General features: G+C 64.9%; 28 protein-coding genes. 13 read left to right on the top strand and 15 right to left on the bottom strand.

From position 1 onward, the window contains the following. Positions 1-94 precede the first annotated feature (94 nt). The 5 genes from IAQ70_RS01825 to purU all read left to right on the top strand — a co-directional run bounded on the left by IAQ70_RS01825 (position 95) and on the right by purU (position 5768). Positions 95-1507, top strand: coding sequence for an L-serine ammonia-lyase (locus IAQ70_RS01825; RefSeq protein WP_190987580.1), 1413 nt, complete (start codon positions 95-97; stop codon positions 1505-1507). Positions 1508-1520: 13 nt separating this feature from the next. After that, entirely contained in the window at positions 1521-2531 is a 1011-nt protein-coding gene (lipA, locus tag IAQ70_RS01820) for a lipoyl synthase (RefSeq protein ID WP_190987579.1), read from the top strand. 80 nt (positions 2532-2611) lie between these two features. Beyond that, a complete protein-coding gene (locus IAQ70_RS01815; RefSeq protein WP_190987578.1) occupies positions 2612-3442 on the top strand; it encodes a methylenetetrahydrofolate reductase in 831 nt (276 codons plus the stop codon). Continuing rightward, entirely contained in the window at positions 3432-4913 is a 1482-nt protein-coding gene (cycA, locus tag IAQ70_RS01810) for a D-serine/D-alanine/glycine transporter (RefSeq protein ID WP_190987577.1), read from the top strand. Before IAQ70_RS01815 ends, cycA begins: the two co-directional genes overlap by 11 nt. Then, on the top strand, positions 4914-5768 hold the full coding sequence (gene purU / locus IAQ70_RS01805; RefSeq protein WP_190987576.1) for a formyltetrahydrofolate deformylase: 855 nt from the start codon (positions 4914-4916) through the stop codon (positions 5766-5768). A gap of 93 nt (positions 5769-5861) precedes the next feature. On the opposite strand, the gene IAQ70_RS01800 is transcribed toward purU, so the two are convergent. The 5 genes from IAQ70_RS01800 to IAQ70_RS01780 form a co-directional block, all read right to left on the bottom strand. Continuing rightward, the gene (locus IAQ70_RS01800; RefSeq protein WP_190987575.1) at positions 5862-6197 is read right to left on the bottom strand and encodes a hypothetical protein; all 336 of its coding nucleotides are present in this window, start codon (positions 6195-6197) and stop codon (positions 5862-5864) included. A gap of 98 nt (positions 6198-6295) precedes the next feature. Further along, a complete protein-coding gene (locus IAQ70_RS01795; protein ID WP_190987574.1) occupies positions 6296-6553 on the bottom strand; it encodes a hypothetical protein in 258 nt (85 codons plus the stop codon). Between the two features lie 199 nt (positions 6554-6752). Beyond that, positions 6753-7502, bottom strand: coding sequence for a GAF and ANTAR domain-containing protein (locus IAQ70_RS01790; protein ID WP_190987573.1), 750 nt, complete (start codon positions 7500-7502; stop codon positions 6753-6755). A gap of 86 nt (positions 7503-7588) precedes the next feature. Continuing rightward, positions 7589-7957 (bottom strand): VOC family protein, encoded by a 369-nt coding sequence (locus IAQ70_RS01785; protein ID WP_190987572.1) that lies wholly within the window; start codon positions 7955-7957, stop codon positions 7589-7591. A 58-nt stretch (positions 7958-8015) separates the two neighbouring features. Then, positions 8016-9086, bottom strand: coding sequence for an NAD(P)/FAD-dependent oxidoreductase (locus tag IAQ70_RS01780; protein ID WP_190987571.1), 1071 nt, complete (start codon positions 9084-9086; stop codon positions 8016-8018). 113 nt (positions 9087-9199) lie between these two features. Between IAQ70_RS01780 and IAQ70_RS01775 the strand changes: the two genes are divergently transcribed. After that, a complete protein-coding gene (locus IAQ70_RS01775; RefSeq protein WP_190987570.1) occupies positions 9200-9781 on the top strand; it encodes a helix-turn-helix domain-containing protein in 582 nt (193 codons plus the stop codon). Between the two features lie 22 nt (positions 9782-9803). Here the strand turns inward: IAQ70_RS01775 and IAQ70_RS01770 are convergent, their stop codons facing one another. Both IAQ70_RS01770 and IAQ70_RS01765 read right to left on the bottom strand, forming a co-directional pair. Continuing rightward, positions 9804-10538: a GAF and ANTAR domain-containing protein gene (locus IAQ70_RS01770; protein ID WP_190987569.1), complete on the bottom strand. Its 735-nt coding sequence runs from the start codon at positions 10536-10538 to the stop codon at positions 9804-9806. A gap of 90 nt (positions 10539-10628) precedes the next feature. Then, on the bottom strand, positions 10629-11603 hold the full coding sequence (locus IAQ70_RS01765; RefSeq protein ID WP_190987568.1) for a GlxA family transcriptional regulator: 975 nt from the start codon (positions 11601-11603) through the stop codon (positions 10629-10631). Between the two features lie 102 nt (positions 11604-11705). Between IAQ70_RS01765 and IAQ70_RS01760 the strand changes: the two genes are divergently transcribed. After that, positions 11706-12344: an HD domain-containing protein gene (locus tag IAQ70_RS01760; protein WP_190987567.1), complete on the top strand. Its 639-nt coding sequence runs from the start codon at positions 11706-11708 to the stop codon at positions 12342-12344. Between the two features lie 134 nt (positions 12345-12478). Here the strand turns inward: IAQ70_RS01760 and IAQ70_RS01755 are convergent, their stop codons facing one another. After that, positions 12479-12961 (bottom strand): hypothetical protein, encoded by a 483-nt coding sequence (locus tag IAQ70_RS01755; protein WP_190987566.1) that lies wholly within the window; start codon positions 12959-12961, stop codon positions 12479-12481. On the opposite strand from IAQ70_RS01755, the gene IAQ70_RS01750 reads away from it, so the two are divergent. Then, positions 12930-13277: an IclR family transcriptional regulator domain-containing protein gene (locus IAQ70_RS01750; RefSeq protein WP_190987565.1), complete on the top strand. Its 348-nt coding sequence runs from the start codon at positions 12930-12932 to the stop codon at positions 13275-13277. The two genes, IAQ70_RS01755 and IAQ70_RS01750, sit on opposite strands and share 32 nt — an antisense overlap. A gap of 17 nt (positions 13278-13294) precedes the next feature. Here IAQ70_RS01750 and IAQ70_RS01745 read toward each other — a convergent pair whose 3' ends face one another. From IAQ70_RS01745 to IAQ70_RS01715, 7 genes are all read right to left on the bottom strand, one after another. Beyond that, entirely contained in the window at positions 13295-14386 is a 1092-nt protein-coding gene (locus tag IAQ70_RS01745; protein WP_190987564.1) for an alpha/beta fold hydrolase, read from the bottom strand. 34 nt (positions 14387-14420) lie between these two features. Then, complete coding sequence (locus IAQ70_RS01740) at positions 14421-14681, bottom strand: type II toxin-antitoxin system RelE family toxin (RefSeq protein ID WP_190987563.1); 261 nt, start codon at positions 14679-14681, stop codon at positions 14421-14423. Further along, on the bottom strand, positions 14678-14944 hold the full coding sequence (locus IAQ70_RS01735) for a type II toxin-antitoxin system Phd/YefM family antitoxin (RefSeq protein ID WP_190987562.1): 267 nt from the start codon (positions 14942-14944) through the stop codon (positions 14678-14680). Before IAQ70_RS01735 ends, IAQ70_RS01740 begins: the two co-directional genes overlap by 4 nt. Positions 14945-15051: 107 nt before the next feature. Further along, positions 15052-16362: an ABC transporter permease gene (locus IAQ70_RS01730; RefSeq protein WP_190987561.1), complete on the bottom strand. Its 1311-nt coding sequence runs from the start codon at positions 16360-16362 to the stop codon at positions 15052-15054. 4 nt (positions 16363-16366) lie between these two features. Then, positions 16367-17299 (bottom strand): ABC transporter ATP-binding protein, encoded by a 933-nt coding sequence (locus IAQ70_RS01725; protein ID WP_223858601.1) that lies wholly within the window; start codon positions 17297-17299, stop codon positions 16367-16369. A 95-nt stretch (positions 17300-17394) separates the two neighbouring features. Beyond that, entirely contained in the window at positions 17395-17796 is a 402-nt protein-coding gene (locus tag IAQ70_RS01720) for a VOC family protein (RefSeq protein WP_190987560.1), read from the bottom strand. A 10-nt stretch (positions 17797-17806) separates the two neighbouring features. Next, positions 17807-18244 (bottom strand): helix-turn-helix transcriptional regulator, encoded by a 438-nt coding sequence (locus IAQ70_RS01715; RefSeq protein ID WP_190987559.1) that lies wholly within the window; start codon positions 18242-18244, stop codon positions 17807-17809. A gap of 138 nt (positions 18245-18382) precedes the next feature. Between IAQ70_RS01715 and galU the strand changes: the two genes are divergently transcribed. From galU to IAQ70_RS01690, 5 genes are all read left to right on the top strand, one after another. Further along, the gene (gene galU / locus IAQ70_RS01710) at positions 18383-19273 is read left to right on the top strand and encodes a UTP--glucose-1-phosphate uridylyltransferase GalU (RefSeq protein ID WP_190987558.1); all 891 of its coding nucleotides are present in this window, start codon (positions 18383-18385) and stop codon (positions 19271-19273) included. A gap of 185 nt (positions 19274-19458) precedes the next feature. Continuing rightward, the gene (locus IAQ70_RS01705) at positions 19459-20094 is read left to right on the top strand and encodes a hypothetical protein (RefSeq protein ID WP_190987557.1); all 636 of its coding nucleotides are present in this window, start codon (positions 19459-19461) and stop codon (positions 20092-20094) included. 618 nt (positions 20095-20712) lie between these two features. Continuing rightward, the gene (locus IAQ70_RS01700; RefSeq protein ID WP_190987556.1) at positions 20713-20922 is read left to right on the top strand and encodes a hypothetical protein; all 210 of its coding nucleotides are present in this window, start codon (positions 20713-20715) and stop codon (positions 20920-20922) included. 323 nt (positions 20923-21245) lie between these two features. Next, complete coding sequence (gene istA, locus IAQ70_RS01695; protein WP_190987555.1) at positions 21246-22859, top strand: IS21 family transposase; 1614 nt, start codon at positions 21246-21248, stop codon at positions 22857-22859. Further along, the gene (locus IAQ70_RS01690; protein ID WP_190987554.1) at positions 22859-23626 is read left to right on the top strand and encodes an ATP-binding protein; all 768 of its coding nucleotides are present in this window, start codon (positions 22859-22861) and stop codon (positions 23624-23626) included. Before istA ends, IAQ70_RS01690 begins: the two co-directional genes overlap by 1 nt. Positions 23627-23809: the final 183 nt, after the last annotated feature.

Raw genomic sequence — 23809 nt, 5'->3', positions numbered from 1 at the left:
CAGCTCCACCGGCCCCTCGAGGGAGCCTGGGCGTCCGCCAACATGCGCGGCTGCCTGGCTCAAACATTGATTTATTACTTAGTTAGGAACCGTCATGGCTGTTGGAGTCTTTGATCTTTTTTCGATCGGGATCGGACCGTCGAGCTCGCACACGGTTGGTCCCATGCGCGCCGCTGCTGTTTTTGCGGAGGAAGTGAAGGCCGCCGGCGTCCTGGACAAGGTTGCCGGGCTGCGGGTTGACCTGTACGGGTCGCTGGCTGCAACGGGGCACGGCCATGGCACCATGACGGCCATCCTGCTGGGCCTGGAGGGGTTCCACCCCGAAAAGATCCTGCCGGTCGAGGTGGAGCAGCGGCTCGCCGCGATCGCCGAGACGGGCATGCTGCAGCTGGCCGGCGCCGGTGAAGGCGGAGGCGTGCAGCTTCCCTACGGCGTCAAGGACATGGTCCTGCGCCCGCTGACCATCCTGCCGCGGCACACCAACGGCATGACGTTCACCGTCAGCGACAAAGACGGCGCAGAACTCCACAAGGCCACGTTCTTCTCCGTCGGCGGCGGCTTCATTGTCCGCGAGGGCGAAGAGGACGCGGCCCTGAAGGAACTCGACGAGTCCAAGAAGGAGCTGCCGCTGCCGTTCCGCACCGCGGCGGAGCTGCTGGGCCGGTGCCAGTCCAAGGGCCTGTCCATCGGCGAGATCATGTTCGTCAACGAACGTGTCTCCCGCACCGAGGAAGAGATCCGCGAAGGGCTGCTGCACATCTACTCCGTCATGGAGGAGTGCGTGGAAGTCAGCCTCAAGCGCGAGGGGCTGCTGCCCGGGGGACTGAAGGTCCGCCGTCGTGCGCCTGACTGGCACGAACGCCTCCTCAAGGAGGACAAGGACCGGGACCCCAAGTACTGGCAGGAATGGGTGAACCTGATCGCCCTGGCGGTCAACGAGGAGAACGCATCCGGCGGCCGGGTGGTCACCGCCCCCACGAACGGCGCGGCCGGCATCATCCCCGCGGTCCTGTATTACGCACTGCATTTCGCACCCGGGATGGACAAGGCAACGCAGGAAGACCGCGACGACGTCGTGGTCAAGTTCCTGCTCACGGCCGGTGCCATCGGGGTGCTTTACAAGGAGCAGGCGTCCATCTCGGGCGCCGAGGTGGGCTGCCAGGGCGAGGTGGGCTCGGCGTCGTCCATGGCGGCGGCAGGGCTCGCGGAGGTCATGGGCGGCACACCGCAGCAGGTGGAGAACGCCGCGGAAATCGCGATGGAACACAACCTGGGCCTGACCTGCGATCCGATCGGCGGCCTGGTGCAGATTCCCTGCATCGAGCGGAACGCCATCGCGGCGGCGAAAGCCATCAACGCGGCGAAAATGGCGCTCTGGGGCGACGGCACCCACCGGGTGTCGCTGGACGAGGTGATTGTGACCATGCGGGAAACCGGCAGGGACATGAGCTCCAAGTACAAGGAAACAGCCATGGGCGGCCTCGCCGTCAACGTAGTGGAATGCTAAGGAAAGAGTACTGATGACATTGGCACCAGAAGGCCGGAAGCTGCTGCGCGTTGAGCAGCGTAACTCCGCTGTACCCGTGGAGCGGAAGCCGGAGTGGATCAAGGCCAAGGTCCAGATGGGTCCTGAGTACGTCCAGCTCAAAAACCTCGTCAAAAAAGAGGGCCTGCACACGGTCTGTGAAGAGGCCGGCTGCCCGAACATCTTCGAGTGCTGGGAAGACAAGGAAGCCACCTTCCTGATCGGCGGCTCCGAATGCACCCGGCGCTGTGATTTCTGCCAGATCGATACCGGCAAGCCCTCCCCGGTGGACATGTTCGAACCCACGAAGGTGGCCCGCTCGGTCCAGGCCATGCAGCTGCGCTACGCCACCGTCACCGGCGTGGCCCGTGACGACCTCGCCGATGAAGGTGTCTGGCTGTACGCCGAGACGGTCCGGAAGATCCACGAGCTGAACCCCGGCACCGGGGTGGAACTGCTGATCCCGGATTTCTCCGGCAAGCCCGAGCACATCGCGGCGATCTGCGATTCCAAGCCCGAGGTCTTCGCGCACAACGTCGAGACCGTGCCCCGGATTTTCAAGCGGATCCGGCCGGCGTTCCGGTACGAGCGGTCCCTGGATGTCATCACCCAGGGCCGCAAGCTGGGCATGGTGACCAAGTCCAACCTGATCCTGGGCATGGGCGAGACCCGCGAGGAAATCTCCGAAGCCCTGCGGGACCTGCACGAGGCCGGCTGTGACCTGATCACCATCACCCAGTACCTGCGCCCGTCCGAGCGGCACCTGCCGGTGGACCGCTGGGTCAAGCCGCAGGAGTTCGTGGATCTGCAGGACGAAGCAACAGAGCTCGGGTTCCTCGGCGTCATGAGTGGCCCGCTGGTCCGGTCCTCCTACCGTGCCGGCCGGCTCTGGGCCACCGCGATGCGCAAGAAGGGCTGGGAAATCCCCGCCGAGCTCGCCCACATCGAATCCTCCGGCAGCACCCGCCAGGAAGCCAGCTCACTGTTGGCCGCCCACGCCAGCTGAGCGCGCCGGTAGAGCGCGCCGGTAGACCGCGCCGGTAGACCGCGCCGGCATTCAGAGCCGAAATCACGAACGGACCAAAGATGTTCCCTACAAGAATCGAAGTCATCCCCTCAGCCGGGATCGTTGAGCAGGTCCAAAAGATGGTTCCGCCGACCACCACCCTGACCATGACGTGCCTGCCCCACCACGGCATCGAACGGACCATGCGCGCCTCGGTGGAGCTGGCAATGCTCGGCTACAGCGTCATCCCGCACCTGGCCGCCCGCAGCATCCATGACCGCGCCGAGCTCACCCGCATCATGCGGGAGTGTGACGTGGCAGGCATCAACGAGGTGTTTGTGGTCGGCGGCGACCGGAAGAACCCGGCCGGCCCGTACGAGTCGGCCCTTCCGCTGCTCGAGGACATCTCCCAGTACACCGGCGGCCTGATGCGCGCAGGCGTGGCAGGCTACCCGGAAGGCCACCCCTCGGTGGCCGCCCTTGACCTGGTGGACGCGCTCCTGGCCAAGCAGCACCTGGCCACCAGCGTCGTCACCCAGATGTGTTTCTCCGCCCCGAAAATCCTCGACTTCGCGGCGCTCCTTCGCCGCGAGGGCGTGGACCTGCCCGTCTGGGCGGGCGTGGCGGGGTCCGTCCCGCGGACCAAGCTGGTCAACCTGGCCACACAGATCGGCGTCGGAAGTTCCCTGAAGTTCCTCAGCCGCAAAGGCCCGCTGGCGCGCAAGCTGCTCAGCGGTGACCGCTACTCACCCAACTCCCTGGTGGCCGCGCTCCAAAGCCAGCCCGGCCTCGCAGGGATCCATCTTTACAGCTTCAACAACCTCGATGCGGTCCCCGATGAAGTGGGTCCCGCGTCTTCCCCAACGGCACTCCAGCCAGCACTTATTCGAGGAGCAGCACGTGAGTACTAAAACCATCACCACCCCGGGCCAGCCGCCCCACCTGGAGCGGCAGCTCAGCAACAGGCACATCCAGCTGATCGCCATTGGCGGCGCCATCGGCACCGGCCTGTTCATGGGCTCCGGCAAAACCATCTCGGCCGCCGGACCGTCCGTCATTTTCGTCTACATGATCATCGGCTTCATGCTGTTCTTCGTCATGCGGGCCATGGGTGAACTCCTGCTCTCCAACCTGCACTACAAGTCCTTCAGCGACTTCGCCGCCGACCTGCTGGGTCCGTGGGCCGGCTTCTTCACCGGCTGGACCTACTGGTTCTGCTGGGTGATCACCGGCATCGCGGACGTCATCGCCATCGCCGCCTACTCGGAGGAACTCTGGCCGGGCGTGCCCCTGTGGATGCCGGGCATCGCCACCGTGGTCATCCTCCTGGTCCTGAACCTCGCAACGGTGCGGGCGTTCGGTGAGACGGAGTTCTGGTTCGCGCTGATCAAGATCATCGCCATCGCGGCGCTCATCATTGTGGGCCTCTTCATGATCTTCAGTGGTTTCCAGTCCGACGCCGGCCCTGCCACCTTCACGAACCTGTGGAGCCACGGCGGGATGTTCCCGAACGAATTCATGGGCTTTGTTGCCGGCTTCCAGATCGCCGTGTTCGCCTTCGTGGGTATTGAACTCGTGGGCACCACCGCCGCCGAGGCCAAGGACCCGGAGAAGAACCTGCCCAAGGCCATCAACTCCATCCCGATCCGCGTCCTCCTCTTCTACGTGGGCGCCCTCATCATCCTCATGTCCGTCACCCCCTGGACCCAGTTCCAGGCCGGCCACAGCCCGTTCATCGCCATGTTCTCCCTGGCCGGCCTGGGCGCCGCGGCCACCATCGTGAACCTGGTGGTGCTCAGCTCGGCCATGTCCTCGGCCAACTCCGGCATCTACTCCACCTCCCGCATGGTCTACGGCCTGGCCCAGGAGGGCGACGCCCCCGGCGTGTTCAGCCGGCTGTCCCGCCGCAAGGTCCCGCAGAACGCCCTGTTCCTCTCCTGCATCCTGCTGCTTTCCGGCATCGTCCTGATGTACGCAGGATCGGACATCGCCAAGGCCTTCGACATGGTGACCACCGTGGCCGCCGTCTGCTTCGTCTTCGTCTGGTCCATCATCCTGGCCAGCTACCTGAAGTTCCGTTCACGGCGCCCGCACCTGCACGACTCCTCCAAGTTCAAGATGCCCGGCGGCATCCCCATGGTCTGGGTGGTCTTCGCGTTCTTCGCGTTCGTCCTGTGGGCACTGACCACGCAGCCGGACACGCTGATGGCGCTGCTGGTCACCCCGGTGTGGTTCGTCGTCCTCGGCGTCGCCTGGTTCATCCTGCGCAAGCGCCCGTCCCACCTGGCCCGCTATGCGGAGTTCCAGAAGGACCTCGCGGGCGAGAAGGTGGTGGCCGACGAGAAGGCCGCTGCCGACGCGAAAGCACACCAGGGGCGCTAAGTGGAAACCGAACACGTCCTCACCGTCAACTGTGCCGAGTCCCCGGGCATCGTCCACGCGATCACGGGGTTCCTGCTGGACCACGACTGCGACATCATCGACACCAAGCACTTCGGTGACCGGCAGGCGCAGCAGTTCTTCATGCGGGTGCACTTCGCATCCGGCGCGAAGGAGTTCAGCACCGAGGAGCTGCTCAGCGACTTCGAGCCGCTGGCCGGCGAGTGGGCCATGAACTGGCAGCTTGAGCCGCACGGCCGCAAGCGCCGGGTCCTGGTGATGGTGTCCAAGTTCGGGCACTGCCTCAACGACCTGCTGTTCCGGGCCCGCACGGGCGATCTCCCGGTGGACATCGTGGCCGTGGTCTCCAACCACACGGACCACGAGGAGCTGGTCAAGTGGCACGACATCCCGTTCTTCCACCTGCCGGTTACCAAGGAGACCAAGCCGGCGCAGGAAGCACGGCTGCTGGAACTGGTGGACGAGTTTGATGTGGAGCTGGTGGTCCTGGCCCGCTACATGCAGGTCCTCAGTGATGAGCTGTCGGCGAAGCTGACGGGCAAAACCATCAACATCCACCACTCGTTCCTGCCCAGCTTCAAGGGCGCCAAGCCGTACCACCAGGCCTACGACCGCGGTGTGAAAACCGTGGGCGCCACCGCGCACTACGTCAACGCCGAGCTGGATGAGGGACCGATCATCGCCCAGCAGGTCATCGAGGTGGACCACACCCACACGGCCGAGGACCTGGTCCGCGTGGGCCGCGACGCCGAGTGCAAGGCGCTCAGCAACGCGGTGCGCTGGCACTGTGAGGGCCGGGTAATGCTCGACGGCGGGCGGACAGTCATTCTGCGCTGACCGTCCTGCGCGTCCCCACCCAACTAGGTCGCAGTAGATGTCGTTATGAGCCCTCATAACGACATCTGCTGCGACCTACATTGGGGGTAGCCCTTAGTCGGGGAGCTCTATCTGGAATCCGCAGGGACAGCGCAGGACCCGCGTCTCCAGATCGACGTCGACGGCGTCCTCCGGCTCGCGGTCCGTGTAGACGGCCGCGCTGAGCCGTCGGACCTGTGAGCCGAGCGTTTGCATCGGTTGGCCGCAGTGGATGTAATGCCCGCCGAACACCAGGACATCCTCCAGGCACGGGGCACGGTTGAGGACGGCCGCGACAGCCACGACGCCTGCAGGATGAAGGTAGTGGACCTTGCACGCTGTGCAGCCATACCCCACCTCAACCGATGCGTCGGAGGGCGGATTCAGGGCCGTGATCGAATGCAGCGTCAAGGTCCTGTCGCTGCCGCACTTTGCGCAAACGAGCCGGGAATCTTCAGCCCGTTCCCCGGACGCGTGACTGCTGGGCCCATGGGGATCGATGGACATCGTCAGGCTGCTGCGGGGTAGCTGGCCAGGATGTAGTCGGCGGCGGCCGGGCCCACCATCCGCAGCCTGCTGTCGTGAACGTCGACACCGCACCGGTGCATGGCGGCGCGGAACGTGGCATCCGGCTTGGCTTCCAGACCGTGGAGGAGGCACCAGCTGACATACAAGCCGTACAGGCAATCCGCGGACATCGGACAGTCGGTATCAAGCTCGGCAATGGTGGCTTCGTCAAGGAACTGGTTGAAGTGCGAGGTGGCCATGATCGGCTCTCTTTCGCTGCGTGCATTCCGGCCGCCGTGTTGCTACAGCGGCATCTTCTGACGGCCCTGCACGAGGCCGAAAGGGGGAACCGTCACATATGTGACATATGCCACTTAGAATGTACGCACTGGATCCCGGCCTGTCCAGTCTTGAGTTTCTTACAGGCCGTGAGAGAGGTGCCCGCTCTAACGCACCGCCTCAGGCGCGGGCTGTGAAGTGGCCGGCCGGGATACCGCCCGGCAGGACTTGCAGGAGGCCCTCGGCCACGTCACGGATGGTGAGGTTCCGTTGCTTCGATTCATGGAGGAGTATCTGGTACGCGGCCTCGTAGGAGCAGCCGTTCTGCCCCATGAGTACGCCGCAGGCGGTGTTGATTGTGGTGCTGCTGGCGAGAGTGGCGCGGTGCTCCGCGGACAGGGCCAAATCCGCACGGTGCTTCAGTGCGAGCCGGAGGCTCTTGGCCGCCACGCCGGAGAAGACCAGAACCTTGGCGGCCACGACAGGGGCGAACATGTTCGGCGTCGCGGAATAAAGGGTCAGGGCAGCGCTGTAGCCGTGTTCGAGCTGCAGGGGGACGGCGACGGCGGATCGGTAACCGGCCGCCGTGAGGCTGCCACAGTATTCCGGCCAGCGCGGGTCCGGGCAACGGTCGTTGAGGATGACGGACAGCCGGCCGCGCAGTGCGCGCGCGGTGGGGCCCTGCCCTGTGCGGTGATCCCAGCGGGAGAGATCGACGGCGGCGCCTTCAGTACTTGCCCCAACGCACGGCGTCCCGTCCGGCCTCACCAACGTCACGGTGCTCTCCACCGGCCAGCGGGAAAGGTGGATGATCGACGACGCGACGATCCGGGCCAGGGAACCCGCCAGTGCGGTTTCCGAATGGCCGTGGATCTCCAGCAGGGCTCCTGAGCCGGAGCCAAGCCAGGTCAAATGTTGTTCAATTAGCATGCCCAAACCCCCAGAGTCGGTACGCATCATCGTAGGGAGGCGAGGCACGGAGGACAAGGGTAGGGGGTACCCGATTTTCGGCGGTTTTAGCGCGGCGGGATCTCCTGGATGACCCAGCGGTTGCCGTCCGGGTCGCTGAAGTAGGCGAACGCGAACCCGCCCATGTCCTGCGCCTCACTGACGGGGGCGCCGCGGCGGACCAGTTCAGTGCGGGCTTCAGCCATGTCCGGCACCACCAGCTGCAGGCCTTCAAGGCTGCCCGGGGTCATGCCGGTCATGCCGGTGCCGATGACAATCGACGCGGCCGAGCCCGGCGGGGTGAGCTGGACGACGCGCATCCCGGGAATGTGTTCGACGTCGTGATCGAGCACGAAGCCGAGCTGGTCAGTGTAGAAGGCCTTGGCGCGGTCCACATCGGAGACGGGCACCTGTACAACCTCGAGTCGGAGTTCCATGTGCGAAACCCTACCCTGCACAGCAGTTCGGACACCTGCGGGTTATGGACGACACGCGTCACCGTGACACCGGGGCGGCCGCACTCCCCGCGCCGGCGGCGGCTTCCAGCCCGCCGTCAAGGCCATGGCGCCGGGGACCCAGCACGGTCCTTGAAGCGGCTGCTTCGGAGGCGGCCGAGAAGGGGCCGAAGCGCCCTTCCACGGCCCAGCGCGTTTCCTCGTCGATGAGGTCGGCGTTGATCCTTGCGCCGGCCATGACACCCTCGGCCGCGGCGGTGATCACCTGGGCCATGAGGTTGGTGACGTTGCCTGCTGCGTACACGCCGGGGATGGCCGTCGCACCGCCCACGGCGTCGGTCTCGATGAACCGTCCGGCCCCGGACGGGTGCACCTGGGAAAGAAGCCCGAGTGACTCCAGCAGCGCGGACCTGGCTTCCATCCGTGATCCGACGGCCAAGGCGGCCACCGAGAACGACGAGCCCTGGCGGAGTGTGACCCCCGCGAGGACTCCATCCACAGCATCAACAGAGGCCACAGCGCCTTCAACGACCCTGACGGACCGGGCGGCGAGCTTGTCCCACTCCTCGTCCGTGGGCTCCACGGTGTCGTTGAGGAAGAGGGTGATCTCCGGCGACCATTGCCGGAACATCAGAGCCTGGTGGATGGACAGCGGGCCGGTTCCCAGCACGCCAATCCGTTGCCCGCGGATTTCCCACCCATGGCAGTAGGGGCAGTGCACCACGCCCTTGCCCCATTGCTCCCTCAGCCCCTCGATGGGAGGCAGTTCGTCCGTCAGGCCGGTGGTGACGAGGAGGCGTCTGCCCACGAACCGGCGCGAATCTCCGAGCACAACGTCGAATCCGTCGGTGGTTCGCCGTGCCGAGACCGCTTCGCCGTCAAGGACCGTTCCTCCGTAGGAGAGCACTTCGCTGCGCCCGATGGAGAGCAGCTCCAAGGGGCTCAGGCCGTCCCTGGAAAGATAACCGTGCACGCCCGCCGCGGGGGCGTTGCGTGGAGTTCCCGAATCGATGACCAGCACCGAGCGCAGCGCCCGGGCCAGTGTTGTAGCTGCGCTGAGCCCCGCGGCGCCGCCGCCGATGATCACAACGTCATAGTGTGTGGCGTCCATGCTGAGTGTCCTTCCCGAAAGTTCGCCGCCAGCGTCCGACGGCGGTCAAACCAGCATCCGCCGCAAGAGGCAAACCTGGCAAACATTGTTGCCGTTATGGCAAAATGACGGACATGGCAAATGACCTTGATGACGTTCTGGGCGCAGTCGGCCCCCGGCTTCGGAGCCTCCGTACCGAACGGAACCTCACCCTCGGGGAGGTGTCTTCCGCCTCCGGTGTATCCGTGAGTACCCTGTCCCGGCTGGAGTCCGGGCAGCGCCGGCCAAACCTCGAAATTCTGCTGCCCCTCGCGAGGTTGTACGGGGTTCCCCTCGATGACCTGGTGGGCGCCCCGCCCACGGGGGATCCCAGAATCCATCTGCGGCCCATCACCCATGCAGGCATGACGGCTGTTCCCCTGACGCGCCGGCCGGGAGGGTTGCAGGCATTCAAAATGGTGCTCGACGGCGGCGCCCGCGGCGACGAGCCCGATCCTCGCGTTCACGAGGGATACGAATGGCTTTACATCCTCAACGGACGGCTGCGTTTGGTGCTGGGCGACAAGGATTTTGAACTCCGCCCCGGAGAGGCCGCGGAATTCGACACGCACACACCGCACTGGTTCGCCAGCGCCGACGGCAAACCGGTCGAGTTCATCAGCCTGTTCGGACAGCAGGGCGAGCGGATGCACATACGCGCGCGGCCCAAGCCCTAGTCGAAGAGGTCCGAGGGCGGAACTACTTGTCGAAGTAGGTAACGGGTTCCTCGCCGGAGATTTTCTTGACGATGTCCTCGGCCACGTCGCGCAGCTTCTGGTTCCGGTGGCTGGAGACCTTGACCAGGATGGACATGGCTTCGGTCTGACCGCAGCGGTTCTGGCCCATGATGATGCCACAGGCCAGGTTGATGGCGGTGCGGCTCACCATGGCCGCACTCAGGTCATCCGCAGCCCCTTCGGCGGTACCCACCCTGACGGCCAGAAGGACGGCGCTGCGGGCCACTCGGGAAAATTTGACCGCCTCAGCGATGGTCGCTTCGGTGAACACACCCGTGTTTGACGCGAAGAAGTTCAGGGCGGCTGTGGCATCGTTACTGAGCTCCAGGGGCACACCGAGGGCGCTCAGGACACCTTCCTCGAGCAGGCGTTCCCGGTACACGGGCCAGCGGGGGTCCGTCCGGACGTCTGCCAAGAGGACGGGGGCATTCAGCTTCAAGGCGTCAATACAGGGGCCCTCGCCCACCTGCTGTTCGATCCGGTCCAGGTGGACGGCCCGCTCAGTGCTGCCGCCGACCGTTCGGGTTTTTTTGTTGTGCTGGAGGGTGACGCCGCATTCCACGGTTGTGGCGGCTGCACGGCTGAGCGAGGATGCGGCGATGACGGACAGACCGCCCAGGAAGTCAGCCACCGATCCCGTGCCGATGATCAGGTCCTGCAGCTCAACGAGCAGCTCGTGCTCGGGGGAATTGGTCATGCCCAAATCTAGGCCGGAACGTCGAGGCTCACAAGCCGGGCGTCCCTTTCAGAGTGTCCTGTGACGGCCCGCTCCAAGCGGAAATGAGGCTCAGTTCGCTGCCCTCGTGAGGGACGGCTTGGTGGTGGCGAAGCGCGTCCGGTATTCGGTCGGCGTGATGCCCAGGTGCCGGCCGAAAGCGCGGCGGAGGGTTTCGTCGCTTCCGAACCCGCTGTGCTCGGCCGCTGCGGTGATGCTGTGGCCATCGAGCACCAGTTGCTGGGCTCGGTCGAGGCGGACGCGTTCGACCCAGCGGGCCGGCGTCGTGCCCAGCTCCGCCCGGAACAGGCGGGTCAGGTGCCGGGCACTGACCGCCGCGGCCGCGGACATGGCGGGCAGCGTGTGCTCGGCCGTCGGATCGGCGTGCACTGCTGCGGTCAGCGACTGCAGCAGGCTGCTGCGGGCCGGCGGCATGGCAAGGGCCGTGGTGAACTGGGACTGCCCGCCCGGGCGCTGCATGAACACGACCAGCTCGCGGGCTATGTCCCGGGCTGCCTCCGCCCCGTGGTCGTCCTCCACCAGCGACAGCGCCAGATCGATTCCTGCGGTGATGCCTGCAGAGGTGATGTACCGGCCGTCCCGGACATGGATGACATCCGGCTGCACGTGCACTCGGGGGTAGCGGCGGGCCAAGGTTTCGGTGTGCCGCCAATGGGTGGTTGCCCGGCGGCCGTCCAGCAGGCCGAGTTCAGCAAGCACGAACGCACCGGTGCACACTGAAGCAACCCGCCCCGCCCGCTCAGTGAGCGTGCAGACGGCAGCCAGCAGCTCGTCGTCGAGGTCCGGTTCGGTGAGCCGGTCGGCGCCGACGACGACAACCGTGTCGAGGGGCCCGGCGTCGGCCGCCGCAGTGGTGCCCGCCACCACCAGCCCGGAGGAGGCCGTGACACTGCCGCCGCGCGGGGAGACCAGGACCGACGTGTACGGGAGACCGGTCCGCAGTGCCTGGTGCAGGACCTCGCCGGGACCGCTCACGTCGAGCATCGTCACCCCGTCGAACACGATAAAGCCCACCCGCTGCGTCATGTCTGAAATTGTGGTTTTTGTGGCCGTAAGGACATGGCACCACCCTACCCTGCCGGGCGAAGCTGGAGGAGACTACCGACCGAAGAGGATAAGGAAAACAAGATGGCTGAATCAATCGCGGACGTGGACATTCCCGACAGCGCTTTGGCGCGGGAGGCGACCGAACTGGTACGCGAGGTTGCATCGCCGCTGCTGTTCGACCACTCCCGCCGGGTCTTCGTGTTCGGGTCGCTGCGCGGCCGCGAGCAGGGCCTGGATTTTGACCCGGAACTGCTGTACGTAGGGGCAATGTTTCATGACCTCGGCCTGACCGAAAAGTACCGCCGCACCGACCAGCGATTCGAGATCGACGGCGCAGACGAGGCCCGCCGGTTCCTGCACTCCCACGGGATCACCGGCGAGGCGGCCGACAGGGTCTGGACGGGGATCGCACTGCACACCACCCCGGAGATTCCGCTCCACATGGCCCCCGAGATTGCCCTGGTGACCCGCGGGGTCGAACTGGATGTCCTGGGCATCGGTTACGATGCCATCTCCGACGAACAGCGTGCCGCCGTGGTCGCCGCATACCCCCGGCCGGACTTCAAGAACCGCATCCTGGAAGCATTCACCGAGGGCATCAAGGACCGGCCGGAAACCACGTTCGGCAACGTCAAGGCAGACGTGCTCGCCCATTACATCCCCGGATTCCAGCGCGGCGACTTCGTGGAAGTCATCCAGGGCTCCGACTGGCCGGAATAGGCGCGACAGCCGGCCAGCACCCGCTTAACGCACGACGTCGGCACCCAGGTTGGGTGCCGACGTCGTGTTTTCAGGATTACCCCCGCGTCGATGCGGGCCATGGTGCCGAAGGGGTGACTGTTAGCCGGCGCACGTCAGCGGACGCGCCTCGAAACTGTCTTCATGACCCTGATTCCGGTGTTCATCGAGGCGCCCGCAACCCTATCCACAACGGCATTGAAAAGGGCCGCGGTGTCTCCCACGGGCGCCGGATACACGAGCAGCGAAGCCGGTGCTGTTGGTTCCTGCAGGAGCCGCGGCCGCTTCATGAGGCGAATGCCTTCTTCGGGTGCCGTGGCGATCACGTCATCGCCGGCCGTCAGCACTGCCATCTCGCCGGCGCTGAGCGGTCCGGGCGACAGAAGCCACACCTTCTCCATAGCGTCGTAGCTGTTGCGGTTTGTCACAGTGAACGCGGTAAGCGTCCGGATAAAGCTGACCTCATCATCCTGCTGAGCCATGGAGGTGTGGTCTTCCGGAGATGAGACGACGGCGTCATCGAACCAGACCTCGACGATCCCGTCGATCGTCTCCGTGGCGTCGCCGTTGGTCCAGAAAGAATGGACGGGATTCTGCACATACTCCTTCAGCAATTCAGCGAAGCTCGCTGGCGGTTACCTGAATGACGCGGATTTCGGGCGCCTGCTGCGGACGGTTGAGGAGACCAAGCGGCTCGGATACGCGCTCAACCAGGAAGAAACGGAAGCAGGACTTCATGCGCTGGGCATGTCACTTCATAGTGCCGACGGCGGCGTGCTCGCCTCTTTCGCGGTCCTCGTGCCGGCCTCCCGGGCGGACGTTCTCCGGGATCCAAGGACGCTCGCCTTAGTACACGAGGCCCGGACAGAGATGGACCAGGCGATCCGCGCTGCGGGACTCAGGCTCCAAGCCTGACACGCCGGATGCCTCCATCATTTGTCCCCGGTGGTGGGGCCCGTCGCGACCCCGCCCCGCTGTCCGGTGAGGGAGCCTGTCGAAACGGCAGCAGGCCCCAGGAACTCGCCGATCTTCTCGGCCATCGCTTTGGCCTGGGTCCAGTGCAGGTAGTGCGGGCCATCAAGGACAACGAGCTCATGCCGCGTGACATTACTCAGCTGGCGTTCATGCAGGTCCACCCATTCGGCGCGGCTGTCCAGGCTTTCCTTCGCCAGCAACATCAGCACCGGCATCGCAGCGGGGTAGCTGAGGCCCTGCAGCTTCGCGGCGTTTTCACCGACCCGGTACGTTTCGTCGGTCACTGCCGCGTTGCCGAAGTTCCAGCTGGCGAGCATGCGCATCTGGTCGATCTCAGCGGGCGTGTAGCTGCTGCTGTCCGGGTCGGTCAGTCCCAGCGCCGCCGCCCAGCGGACCAGGCCGAGGGTGGAGGGGAGGCGTTCCCAGAAATTGCCCGACGGCGGCGCATCAGCAGGTGCCGGGGCTCCGGGTTGCGCGGTGGTTGCGGTAGGAACGGTGGGGTCGATCCCGATGACGGCAGACACCTCCGAGGGGTATTTGTTGGCGTAGTACAGGGTGGTGAAGCCGGCGATCGAGTGCCCGGCGAGAACATAGGGACCATGAATGCCCAGCGCAGAGAGCACCGAGTGCAGTTCCTCGGAGATGTTCTCGATGGTCCGCGGCCTGACGTCGGCATCGCTGTAGCCGTAGCCGAACCCTTCCACCACCACGGTCCGGTACCCGGGCAGTTCCCGGACCAGCGGGGCGAAATCGAGTCCCGGTGCCCCGGTGCCCAGTCCGCTGAGCAGCACCAGCGTTGGGCCATTGTCCCCGGAAATAGAGACGTTGATGGTTCCCTGGTCGATCCGGACTCGCTCGCCGTACGGAGTGGCATTAGCCCGTTCAACGCGCTCGAGGAGGAGATTCGCAGCGGCGGAGACAATTACCAGTCCGAGCAGCGTCAACGCGACGACCGCGACAACCCGCAGCACCCGCCGTCGGCCTTTCCGCACCGGGAATGAACCGTCCGGAACGGAACGCGTGCGGCGGGAAAAGATGCGCAGCGGCATGACGATATTTTAGTGCCCCCCGCAAGGAGTTGACCTATCGTTTGTAGATGTCCCTGCGGTGGCCCGTGGCAAAAACCAGCACAATGAGCTGTGCGTCCCTGATCTCGTAGATGATCCGATAATCCCCGGTGCGGACGCGCCAATCGCCACTGCTTCCGGCGAGTTTCTTGGCGCCCGGTGGGCGCGGTGTTTCGGCGAGGAGTTCGATGGCGGCCTGGATGCGCCGGCGGGCGTCCGGGGGGAGCTTGCGCAGCTGCCGGAGGGCGGCCGGAGCAAGCTGCACGGCATAGCTCACGCCAGGCCCAGCTCCGCTTTGACTTCCTCCCACGGCACGGGGCCTTCGCCGGTATCGGTCATCTCCGTCCTTGCCGCGTGCGCTGCGCGGAGGTCTGCCAGATCTTCGGCGGCCTCTATCAGGGTGGCGAGGTCTTCGGCATCGATCAGCGCTGCGACACGGCGTCCGCGCCGCAGCAGATACACCGGTTCATGGTTCACCCTGGCGGTGTCCACCGCCTCCGACAGCCTGCTGCGCGCGTCAGTCACGGTCATCTCAATCATGGCACAATTTTACGCCAGCCACGCCGAAACGTACATAAGCGCCAGAAACGCGAGAACGCCGAGGATGCACATTACCGGAAGCGCTAAAAAGCCCTCCCGGCGGCGCGCTACTTACCTGCCAGCGGGCTGCGTTTGCGGAAGGTGCCGGCGATGGAGAGCTTCCTGGAGTATTGGATGGATCCGTAGCGGAAGAGGTGGACGGCCAGGCGGAGGATGAGGAAGCCGATGACGAAGAGTTCCACGATGACGATCGCGGATTCAAGTGGACTCAACAACCCGAAGGCGTTCCGGAGCAGCGCGGTCACCGGGGCGGAGAGCGGGAAGTAGGTGAAGATCTGCACGATGAGGGCGCGGGGGTCGGAGATGATCAGGCTGATGGCGTAGAACGGGACAAAGATCAGTGCCATCAGCGGCCCGAAAATCGTGCCGGCGTCCTTGGCGGTGGGCATGACTGCCCCGATCGCGACGAGGACGCCCGTGAAGACGGTGAAGCCCCCCAGCAGCAGGAGCGCCCCGACAATGATGGTGCCGGGCTCGAAGCTGATGCTGGACAGGTCCAGGTCGGGGATGGAGAGCCTGTCGCGGAAGAAGAGGTAACCCACCACAATCGGGGTCAGGAAGACCAGGATCTGGACCAGGCCCACCATGAACAGGGCGGCCACCTTGCCGATGATCAGGGTGGTCGGGTTCAGGGTGGTGAGGATCATTTCGGTGACCCGGTTTTCCTTCTCCTCCAGCGTGCTGTTGAGCATCTGGTTGGAGAGCAGAATGATCGAGACGTAGAAGACCACCAGGAACATCAGCGGCGGGATCACGGCGCCGAAGCCGCCGGTCGCCTTGCCGTCCTTGAAGGCCTCGGATTCGGTTTTGACGTTGCCGCTGGCGGCCGCGGTCAGCTGCGGCGAGCCCACAGCGGCCTGCGCTGACGCGGTCAGCAGTTGTTTGGCGACGGCGTCGTACTTGCCGTTCTCGAAGGTTCCCCGGTCTATTCCGTAGACCTTCACGGCCTGGGTGGCCGGCTCGGCGGGGTAGACGAAGTAGGCCTCGGTCACGCCTTGTTTCACGTCCTCCAGCGCGGCGCCGGGGTCTGCCGCCTTCACTCCGCCCATCGCCCGGGCAATGTTGTCCGCGATCAATCCGGAGTCATCGGTGTAAGTGAAGGACAAGGCAGCGGTCTTTTGCGCGTCCGCGCTGGCGGCGGTGGAGGAATTGCTCAGGTAGACGAGGCCGAACACGATGCCGATCACCACGGGGATGGACAGGGTGGCGATCCAGAAGCCGCGCTTTTTCAGGGTGCGGGTGAATTCGAACCCGACGACGGTGCGCAGGTTGTGCTGCGCGAACGGGCGCCGCGGCGGGGCCGGGATGGCCGGGGGCGGGGGAGCGGGGGAGGACTTGGTGGCTGCTGGCTGTGTCATGGGGTTACGCCTCCGCCATCTGGTGGTCTTCGCCGTAGACCATGATGAAAATTTCGTCCAGGGACGTCCGGGCCGTGGTGAAGGACCGCACGGCCACGCCGCGGCTGATGAGTTCGCGCAGGACGGCGGACTCGTTGCCGCCGGGGCCGGGGGAGAGCTCCGCGCGGCCGCCGTCGGCGCTGACGATGTCGTAGAGGGCCGATGCGGGCAGGACCCCGTCGTAGGCCAGCCGGTACACGGTACCGCCGAACTGTTCCTGGACCTCCTCGACCGTGCCGTACGCGCGGGACGTGCCGTCCTTGAGCAGGATGACCCGGTCGCAGAGCCGTTCCACTTCCTCCATCTGGTGGGTGACCATGATGACGGTGGCGCCGGCGAGTTTCCGCTCTTCGATGATGTCCATCAGCAGGCGCCGGTTGACCGGATCGAAACCCTTGGTGGGTTCGTCCAGGATCAGCAGTTCGGGGTCGTTCATGATGGTGACGCCGAGCTGGATCTTCTGTTGCTGGCCGCTGGAAAGCTTGTCCAGCCGGATGTGCGCCTTGTCGGCCAGATCGACCCGTTCCAGATACTCCCGGGACCAGTTTTTGGCATGTGCTTTGTCCATGCCTTTGAGCCGGCCGAAGTAGACCATCACGTCAAGGACGGACTCCTTCTTGTACAGGCCGCGCTCCTCGGGCAGGTACCCGAGGCGGGCGCCGACCTGCGGGGAAAAGGGCCTGCCGCCGATGTGGAGGGTCCCGGCGGTGGGCTGGTAGATCCCCAGCAGCGCCCGCAGTGTGGTGGTTTTCCCGGAGCCATTGCTGCCGAGGAACCCGAAGGTTTCCCCGGCCCGGACATCGAAGGACAGGTCCCTGATGACCGTCGTGTCCCCGAAGTCCATCCGGAAGTCCTGAATGTGCACAAGCGGCTCCCCGGCCGCACCGTCCAGCGTCATGCCCCCCACTCTAACCGGTTGCCCGAACGCGCAGAACGCACGACGTCGGCACCCACGTTGGGTGCCGACGTCGTGCGTTACCGGTGGCTGGGCACCTACCCCTGGTTGATGCGGATCATGTTGCCGGAGGGGTCGCGGAAGGCGCAGTCGCGCGGGCCCCACGGCTGGACGATGGGTTCCTGCAGGACCTCGGCGCCGGACGCGCGGAGCTTCTCGAACGTGGCGTCGAGATCGTCCGTGGTGAACACGAGCATGGGCATGACGCCTTTGGTGAGCAGTTCCTGGATGGCGTCGCCGTCGGCCTGGGAGCGGCCGGCGTGCGGAGGGGAGAGGACCAGTTCGAGGTCGGGCTGGGCGGCGCTGCCCAGGGTGACCCAGCGCTGCCCGTCGGAGCCGACGTCGTTCCTTACTTCGAAGCCCAGGGCGTCGCGGTAGAAGGCGAGGGATTCATCGACATCGTTGACGGTGACATGTGCGTATTTCAGTGAAATGTTCATGCCTTCAACGCTATTGCCGCGGCGTCAGGGATGCTTCTTCAATCCTGCTCGGTTTGCGCGCGGGCCGGGTATGCTGCCGGGCGATGCAGGACGGCATGGCCTTGACCGCGTGGTGTTCGCGGGCGCGGTAGGCGCTGGGGGTCATGCCCACGATCTCGGTGAACCGGGAGCTGAAGGAACCCAGCGACGTGGACCCCACCTCCATGCACGCATCGGTGACGCTGGCCCCGGCGCGCAGCAGCGCCATGGCGCGTTCGATCCGCCGCGTCATGAGGTAGTTGTACGGCGTCTCACCGTAGGCGGCCTTGAACTGGCGGGAGAAATGCGCCGCGGACATCAGCGCGCCGGCGGCCATGGTGGGCACGTCCAGCGGCCTGGCGTACTCGCGGTCGATCAGGTCACGGGCCCGGCGCAAATGGGCCAGGTTGGCCAGCTCCTGCGGTGTCATGACGCCATTCTACGGCGGTGCCGCGGTGAGGGGGCCAGCAGCAACCCGCAACCGCCGAATCCACCGGAACCGCCGAATTCCCGCAGGGCTTGACGGAACTGGTTGCCTGATTTCTCCATGGATTTGTAGGGTTCACCTATGACAAAACGGAAAGCTGTAACCAAAGCCGTCTTTCCTGCTGCCGGACTGGGGACCCGCTTCCTTCCCGCCACCAAGGCAATGCCGAAGGAAATGTTGCCGGTGGTGGACCGCCCTGCAATCCAGTACGTCGTGGAGGAGGCGGTTAGCTCCGGCCTGACTGACCTGCTGATGATCACCGGGCGCAACAAGCGAGCTCTGGAAGACCACTTTGACCGGGAACCCGGCCTGGAACGGGCACTGCAGCTGAAGGGCGATAAGGACCGGCTTGCCGAAGTGGAGTACGCCTCGCAGCTGGGCCCCATCCACTACGTCCGCCAGGGCGAGGCCAAGGGTCTGGGTCATGCTGTGCTTTGCGCCAAACAGCATGTGGGAAATGAGCCCTTCGCCGTGCTGCTGGGCGACGACCTCATTGATGAGGCCGAGACGCTGCTGACCACCATGATGGAAGTGCAGCAGGAGACCGGGGGTTCGGTCATCGCTTTGATCGAGGTGGAGCCGGCAGAGATCAGTGCCTACGGCTGCGCGGATGTTACTGCCATTGAGGGCGAGGACTTCGTCCGGGTCAACAGCCTGGTGGAGAAGCCGGCTGCCGACGTGGCGCCGTCCAACCTGGCCGTCATCGGCCGCTACGTGCTGCACCCGTCAGTGTTCGGCGTCCTGGAGAACACTGCTCCGGGCCGCGGCGGCGAGATCCAGCTGACGGACGCGCTGCAGACCCTGGCCGCCGGTGAGGGCGAAGGCTCCGGCGTCTACGGCGTGGTCTTCAAGGGCCGCCGCTACGACACCGGCGACAAGCTCAGCTACCTCAAAGCCGTCATCACGCTCGCGTCCGAGCGGGTGGAGTTCGGTGAGGACCTCAAGACCTGGCTGAAGACCTTCGTCGGATAGGACCTGTCCGTCCGGTGTTGACCTTGCTACGGTGGAGCGATCACCCACACAATCACCCCATGTGGTGACGCCCGGTCACCCTGCCCCGCCTTAGGTTCGAACTATCCCCGGCAGCTTTCCTGGGTCCCGACGATTTGTCCCTTCAGTCGTCGCTTCGTGCATTACCTAAGAGTCAAGAGCCTCTGATGTTCTCAACAATTAACGTTTATCTGCCTGCCGTGCTCATCAAGATTTTTGCAATAGCGGGATTTCTCTCGGCAGCCATCCTGCTGGTGAACGCGGCCAAGCGGGCAGGAATCATCCCCACGTCACCGTTCACCCAGTTGGCCGCACCCATTGCCCAGCTCGCCGCCATCGGGCTGGTGATCGGGATCTATGTGCTGGTCTCGCGCCAGGCAGGGGCGCTGGCAGCCGCGGGTGCCGTCATCTCCGTAGTGGCGCTGGCCGGCCTGGTGGGGGTTGAGTTTGTCCTCAACCTGGTCTTTCCCTACGTTGAACCCGGTGTCATCGCTGCCCTGCGTGCCGGCCCGCTGGGTATCGCCCTGACCGCAGTCTCCCTGCTGTTCCTGCTCGGTACGGTGGTCTTTATGCTGGCGCTCTGGCGCAGCTCAAGCGTGCCGAAAGCCCTCGTGGTTCTCTACACCGCGAGTGTCATTCCGATAGCGCTGCGCACCGTCTTCCCGGAAACGGTCCTGCAGCTGGGTCTGGTCGGCCTGGCCGTGGCCATCACCTGGCTCGCCATCTGGATGCTGAGCAACGTCCCCGAAATCGCTGGCGGCACCCCGGTCCAGGAACCCGAGGCGACGGTGACGCAGGCCTAGATGCGTGCCTGCTGAGATCCCTGCCCGCGGGGCCCCGCGATGTGGACGATCTCCAGTGCCTCCGGATCCAGCAGCTTCCGGACGCCGGTGTCCGCGTCCAGGATCCAGATCAGTTCCAGTTAACGCACGACGTCGGTCACCCGCCTTCCAAGTTCGCTAAGGTCTCAATGGAGGGTCACGGGCAAGGGACATTCACGTTTACTCAGCCCAGGCTCGTACCTACATGCTGCAAGAAATTCAGTCGAGACGGAGTTGCGGGCCGTCCAGCATGACCAGCTTATGGTGGGTCACGTTGGCGAGTTGGGGTTCATGGAAACACTGCCTTTGCCTGGCAAGGGACGTTTCGGCCACGGTTGGAGAGGCTTCAGCTTCATACCCAGCAGCTTGCGCCCCTCAGCGGAGAGTTAGGTGAGTATGCCACGCCTACCGGACTTTCACGATGATCTGCTCGAGGTGCGCGTTTACGTGCCACAAGTCGTGCATTTTCCTTCTAGGACACGAAACTAACACAGACACAGGACTCTTACATTGGACCCAACCAGGCCAAGCCGAGTTCGCAGGTGCGCGGTAAACCGATCAAACATTGGCTTCCCTCGGTTTCTCCAGCTTGGAGGGTTCATGGCCAATGCGATCGTATTCAACCTACTGTTCTTCACTTCTGCCGGCATGGGATTGGCCTCCTTGTTATTGCACATCCCTGGGATCTTCGCATTCGGATATTGGGTTGGACATCGTGAGTCTGGAAAGACCGCGGGTCGCTACTGGGGCGTCAGTCTTTCGCTCGGTCTTCTGACGTGGGTGATATTCCTGGTCGGCCTCGGCGTCTAACACGTGCAGGTTCCCTATCCTCTGGTCCCGTTTGTAAGAGTCTGCGTATTTGCGACCCTTTTGTGTGCCGGCGGTGCGCTGTTCGGGGACATGATTGTGCGCAAGCGGGTCAAGATGAACACTGCTTTGGTGGCGAGCTTCACTTCCGTCCTCGGAGTTATGGTCGGCGTTGCTCAGCTCTGGCAGATAGCCTGAGTTGGTACGGATAGTCCGGGTTGTTGGTACTTCGGTTCCGCGGAGTTGGTATTGCCGTGGTTTTCGGGGGGTGTGCTGTGGGTGAGGCGGTGCACTGGGCGCCGCCTCTTCCTATGTGAGGAGACAGCGTGGCTGACTTCAAGGTCATCATGACCCTGGCCGTTGCAGGTCGCAGCTATGACGAGATCGTTGCCACGGCGGGGTGTTCACGCCGTGATGTGGCGACGGCGAAGAAGACGATCGCGGCATACGGCTTCACTGCGGGGCAGATCGGGGCGATGTCCCCGCAGGAGATCGCCCGGTTGTTCCCTGATGGTCGTAAGAGGGTCACGGAGTCGTACGACCGGCCGGACTTCGATCGTGTACTGGCATCGATGCGGGAAAACCGGCATTACACACTTCAGCAGGCCTGGAGCAGGTATTTGGCCTCAACGGCGGCGACGGGCGGGAAGAAGTACGGGTACTCGCAGTACTGTGCCTTGTTCGTTGAGCATGCCCGGGTCACTGATGTGGTGGCGACCCTGCACCACGAGCCTGGTCGGGCGATGTTGGTGGACTGGGCCGGGGACACCCTGCCGGTCGTGGATGCGGTGACCGGTGAGGTCACCAGCGTTTACCTGTTCGTTGCGGTGCTGCCGTATTCCGGGGCGGTGTTCTGCCGCGGGTACACGGACATGAGATCGCCTTCTTGGATCGCCGCGCATGTTGCGGCCTTCTCGTTCTACGGCGGTGTCCCGCAGTTGGTTGTCCCAGACAACCCGGCGACCTCAACATACCGGCCGAAGCAGGGCGAGGCGGCGCGGGTCCTCAATGCCCGGTATCAGCAACTGGCCGAGCACTACGGTATCGGGATCGTGCCGGCCCGGGCGAAACGGCCCCGCGACAAGGCCGCTGCCGAGTCGGCGGTTCATGTGGTGAACAAGCGCGTGACAGGCTATCTGGCCGAGGAGGTCTTCACCACGGTCCAGGCCCTTAACGCGGCGATCGAGGCCCGGCTGGTAGAGATCAACGAGCGCATCCCCCGGGCCGATGGCACCACCCGGTGGGAACGGTTCACCGCCGATGAGTCCCACCTGCTCCAGGCGCTGCCGGCCGACGGGTTCGACACGGTGGAATGGAAACAGCTCAAGGTCGGACGGAACTACCACGTCAGCTGCGATTCCCAGCACTACTCGGTGCCCTACGCTTACGCCGGGCAACTGCTGCGGGTCCGGCTGACCTCCACGACGGTGACGGTCTTCGACGGGGACCAGGTGATCTGCGAGCATGCCCGCCGTCAGGGACGCAAGGGGCAGTACTCCACGGACGCGGCCCATGCCCCGGCCCGGCACCGGGGCATCGACGGACTGTGGTCCAAACGGTGGTTCACGGACCGCGCCCGCGGCTTCGGTCCGGCCACCGAGGCGGTCATCACCGGCATCCTCGACCGGCATGTGATCGAAGCTCAGGGTTATCTGGACTGCCAGAACATCCTGGAGTCCCTGGGCAAACGGAACAAGGCCCGTCTGGAGGCCGCCTGTCAGGTCCTGCTCGACACGGGACAGGGGCCGGGGACCTACAGCACGATCAAGCGGATCATGGCCACCATCGACTCCGATGACAAGAAGCCCAGGACGGTCATACCGGCGGCGAGAACCCGCAAACCCGCCGGCGGTGCCGACCCCAGTGCCGGGGCCGGAACCGGGGTGCATGTGCGTTCGGCCGAGCACTACCGGCGCGGCGCACAGGGGGTGCAGGGCTGATGTTCACCAGCATCGATCATGAGAAGTTCAGGGCACTGCGCATCGCACACCTGGCAACGCGGTTCGAGGAACTGATCACCGACGAGGCCAATGACGATCTCACCCCCGAGCAGATCTTCCTCACGGCCGTGGACGACGCCCTCGCCCAGCGAGAGGCCCATCGGATCGAGAAGCTGATCCGTGCCGCCCGGTTCCCGATTCCGCAGGCCTCGGTGGCTGAGATCCACTATCAGGAAGGACGCGGGATCACCCCGGTGCGGATGAAGCGCTACGCCGCCCATCAATGGCGTCAAGACCCCACGAACCTGCTGGTCATCTCACCGACCGGCGGCGGCAAGACCTACCTGGCCTGCGCGATCGGGATCGCCGCTTGTCAGAGCGGACATACCGTCGTCTTCACCCGGATGGACGAGCTGGCCCGACGGCTTGTCATCGCCCGCGGTGACGGCATCGGCCACCAGAAGCTACTCAACGAGCTCTCTGACGTGGATCTCTTGGTCATTGATGACTTCCTCACCGTCGGTATCGACCCCGAAGCCGCCAACGACCTCTTCGCGGTGCTCGCCAACAGGGAACACCGACTACCCACCCTGATCGCCTCGCAGTCCGGACCGGCCTACTGGGTCGAGGCCCTGCCAGACCGGGTGGCGGCAGACTCAATCGTGAACCGGCTGGCCAACAATGCCCGCCAACTCAACCTCGGCGAAGTAGATATGCGCAGGCTCCGCGACGACCAGGCCCGGACACAACCCGGACACTGGGAATAACCCCAAAGAAAACCCGGTGCCGGCCCCCAGCGAAAAGGGCCGGTACCGAGTCCTCAGAATCTCAGTACCACCTACCCAGACCGGCCGTACCAACTGAGGCTATCTGCCAAGCTCTTCGTCCCCAGGTGAGCCGACTGCTGGCAGCGACCGGGAGAGCCGCCAGCGAGTCTCGTTAATCGATCA

The organism is Pseudarthrobacter sulfonivorans (assembly GCF_014712225.1).
GTDB lineage: Bacteria > Actinomycetota > Actinomycetes > Actinomycetales > Micrococcaceae > Arthrobacter > Arthrobacter sulfonivorans.
The sequence above is the reverse complement of the archived record's forward strand: the minus strand, read 5'-3'. Positions and strand labels throughout refer to the sequence as shown.

Coding starts and splice junctions, on each gene's coding strand:
- IAQ70_RS01725 (WP_223858601.1), bottom strand. CDS start 17,299: ATGACGCTGGACGGTGCGGCCGGGGAGCCGCTTGTGCACATTCAGGAC.
- IAQ70_RS01730 (WP_190987561.1), bottom strand. CDS start 16,362: ATGACACAGCCAGCAGCCACCAAGTCCTCCCCCGCTCCCCCGCCCCCG.
- IAQ70_RS01705 (WP_190987557.1), top strand. CDS start 19,459: ATGTTCTCAACAATTAACGTTTATCTGCCTGCCGTGCTCATCAAGATT.
- galU (WP_190987558.1), top strand. CDS start 18,383: ATGACAAAACGGAAAGCTGTAACCAAAGCCGTCTTTCCTGCTGCCGGA.
- IAQ70_RS01775 (WP_190987570.1), top strand. CDS start 9,200: ATGGCAAATGACCTTGATGACGTTCTGGGCGCAGTCGGCCCCCGGCTT.
- IAQ70_RS01720 (WP_190987560.1), bottom strand. CDS start 17,796: ATGAACATTTCACTGAAATACGCACATGTCACCGTCAACGATGTCGAT.
- IAQ70_RS01745 (WP_190987564.1), bottom strand. CDS start 14,386: ATGCCGCTGCGCATCTTTTCCCGCCGCACGCGTTCCGTTCCGGACGGT.
- IAQ70_RS01790 (WP_190987573.1), bottom strand. CDS start 7,502: ATGCTAATTGAACAACATTTGACCTGGCTTGGCTCCGGCTCAGGAGCC.
- IAQ70_RS01735 (WP_190987562.1), bottom strand. CDS start 14,944: ATGATTGAGATGACCGTGACTGACGCGCGCAGCAGGCTGTCGGAGGCG.
- IAQ70_RS01770 (WP_190987569.1), bottom strand. CDS start 10,538: ATGACCAATTCCCCCGAGCACGAGCTGCTCGTTGAGCTGCAGGACCTG.
- IAQ70_RS01785 (WP_190987572.1), bottom strand. CDS start 7,957: ATGGAACTCCGACTCGAGGTTGTACAGGTGCCCGTCTCCGATGTGGAC.
- IAQ70_RS01760 (WP_190987567.1), top strand. CDS start 11,706: ATGGCTGAATCAATCGCGGACGTGGACATTCCCGACAGCGCTTTGGCG.
- IAQ70_RS01715 (WP_190987559.1), bottom strand. CDS start 18,244: ATGACACCGCAGGAGCTGGCCAACCTGGCCCATTTGCGCCGGGCCCGT.
- IAQ70_RS01780 (WP_190987571.1), bottom strand. CDS start 9,086: ATGGACGCCACACACTATGACGTTGTGATCATCGGCGGCGGCGCCGCG.
- IAQ70_RS01690 (WP_190987554.1), top strand. CDS start 22,859: ATGTTCACCAGCATCGATCATGAGAAGTTCAGGGCACTGCGCATCGCA.
- IAQ70_RS01700 (WP_190987556.1), top strand. CDS start 20,713: ATGGCCAATGCGATCGTATTCAACCTACTGTTCTTCACTTCTGCCGGC.
- IAQ70_RS01815 (WP_190987578.1), top strand. CDS start 2,612: ATGTTCCCTACAAGAATCGAAGTCATCCCCTCAGCCGGGATCGTTGAG.
- lipA (WP_190987579.1), top strand. CDS start 1,521: ATGACATTGGCACCAGAAGGCCGGAAGCTGCTGCGCGTTGAGCAGCGT.
- IAQ70_RS01825 (WP_190987580.1), top strand. CDS start 95: ATGGCTGTTGGAGTCTTTGATCTTTTTTCGATCGGGATCGGACCGTCG.
- IAQ70_RS01795 (WP_190987574.1), bottom strand. CDS start 6,553: ATGGCCACCTCGCACTTCAACCAGTTCCTTGACGAAGCCACCATTGCC.
- IAQ70_RS01765 (WP_190987568.1), bottom strand. CDS start 11,603: ATGACGCAGCGGGTGGGCTTTATCGTGTTCGACGGGGTGACGATGCTC.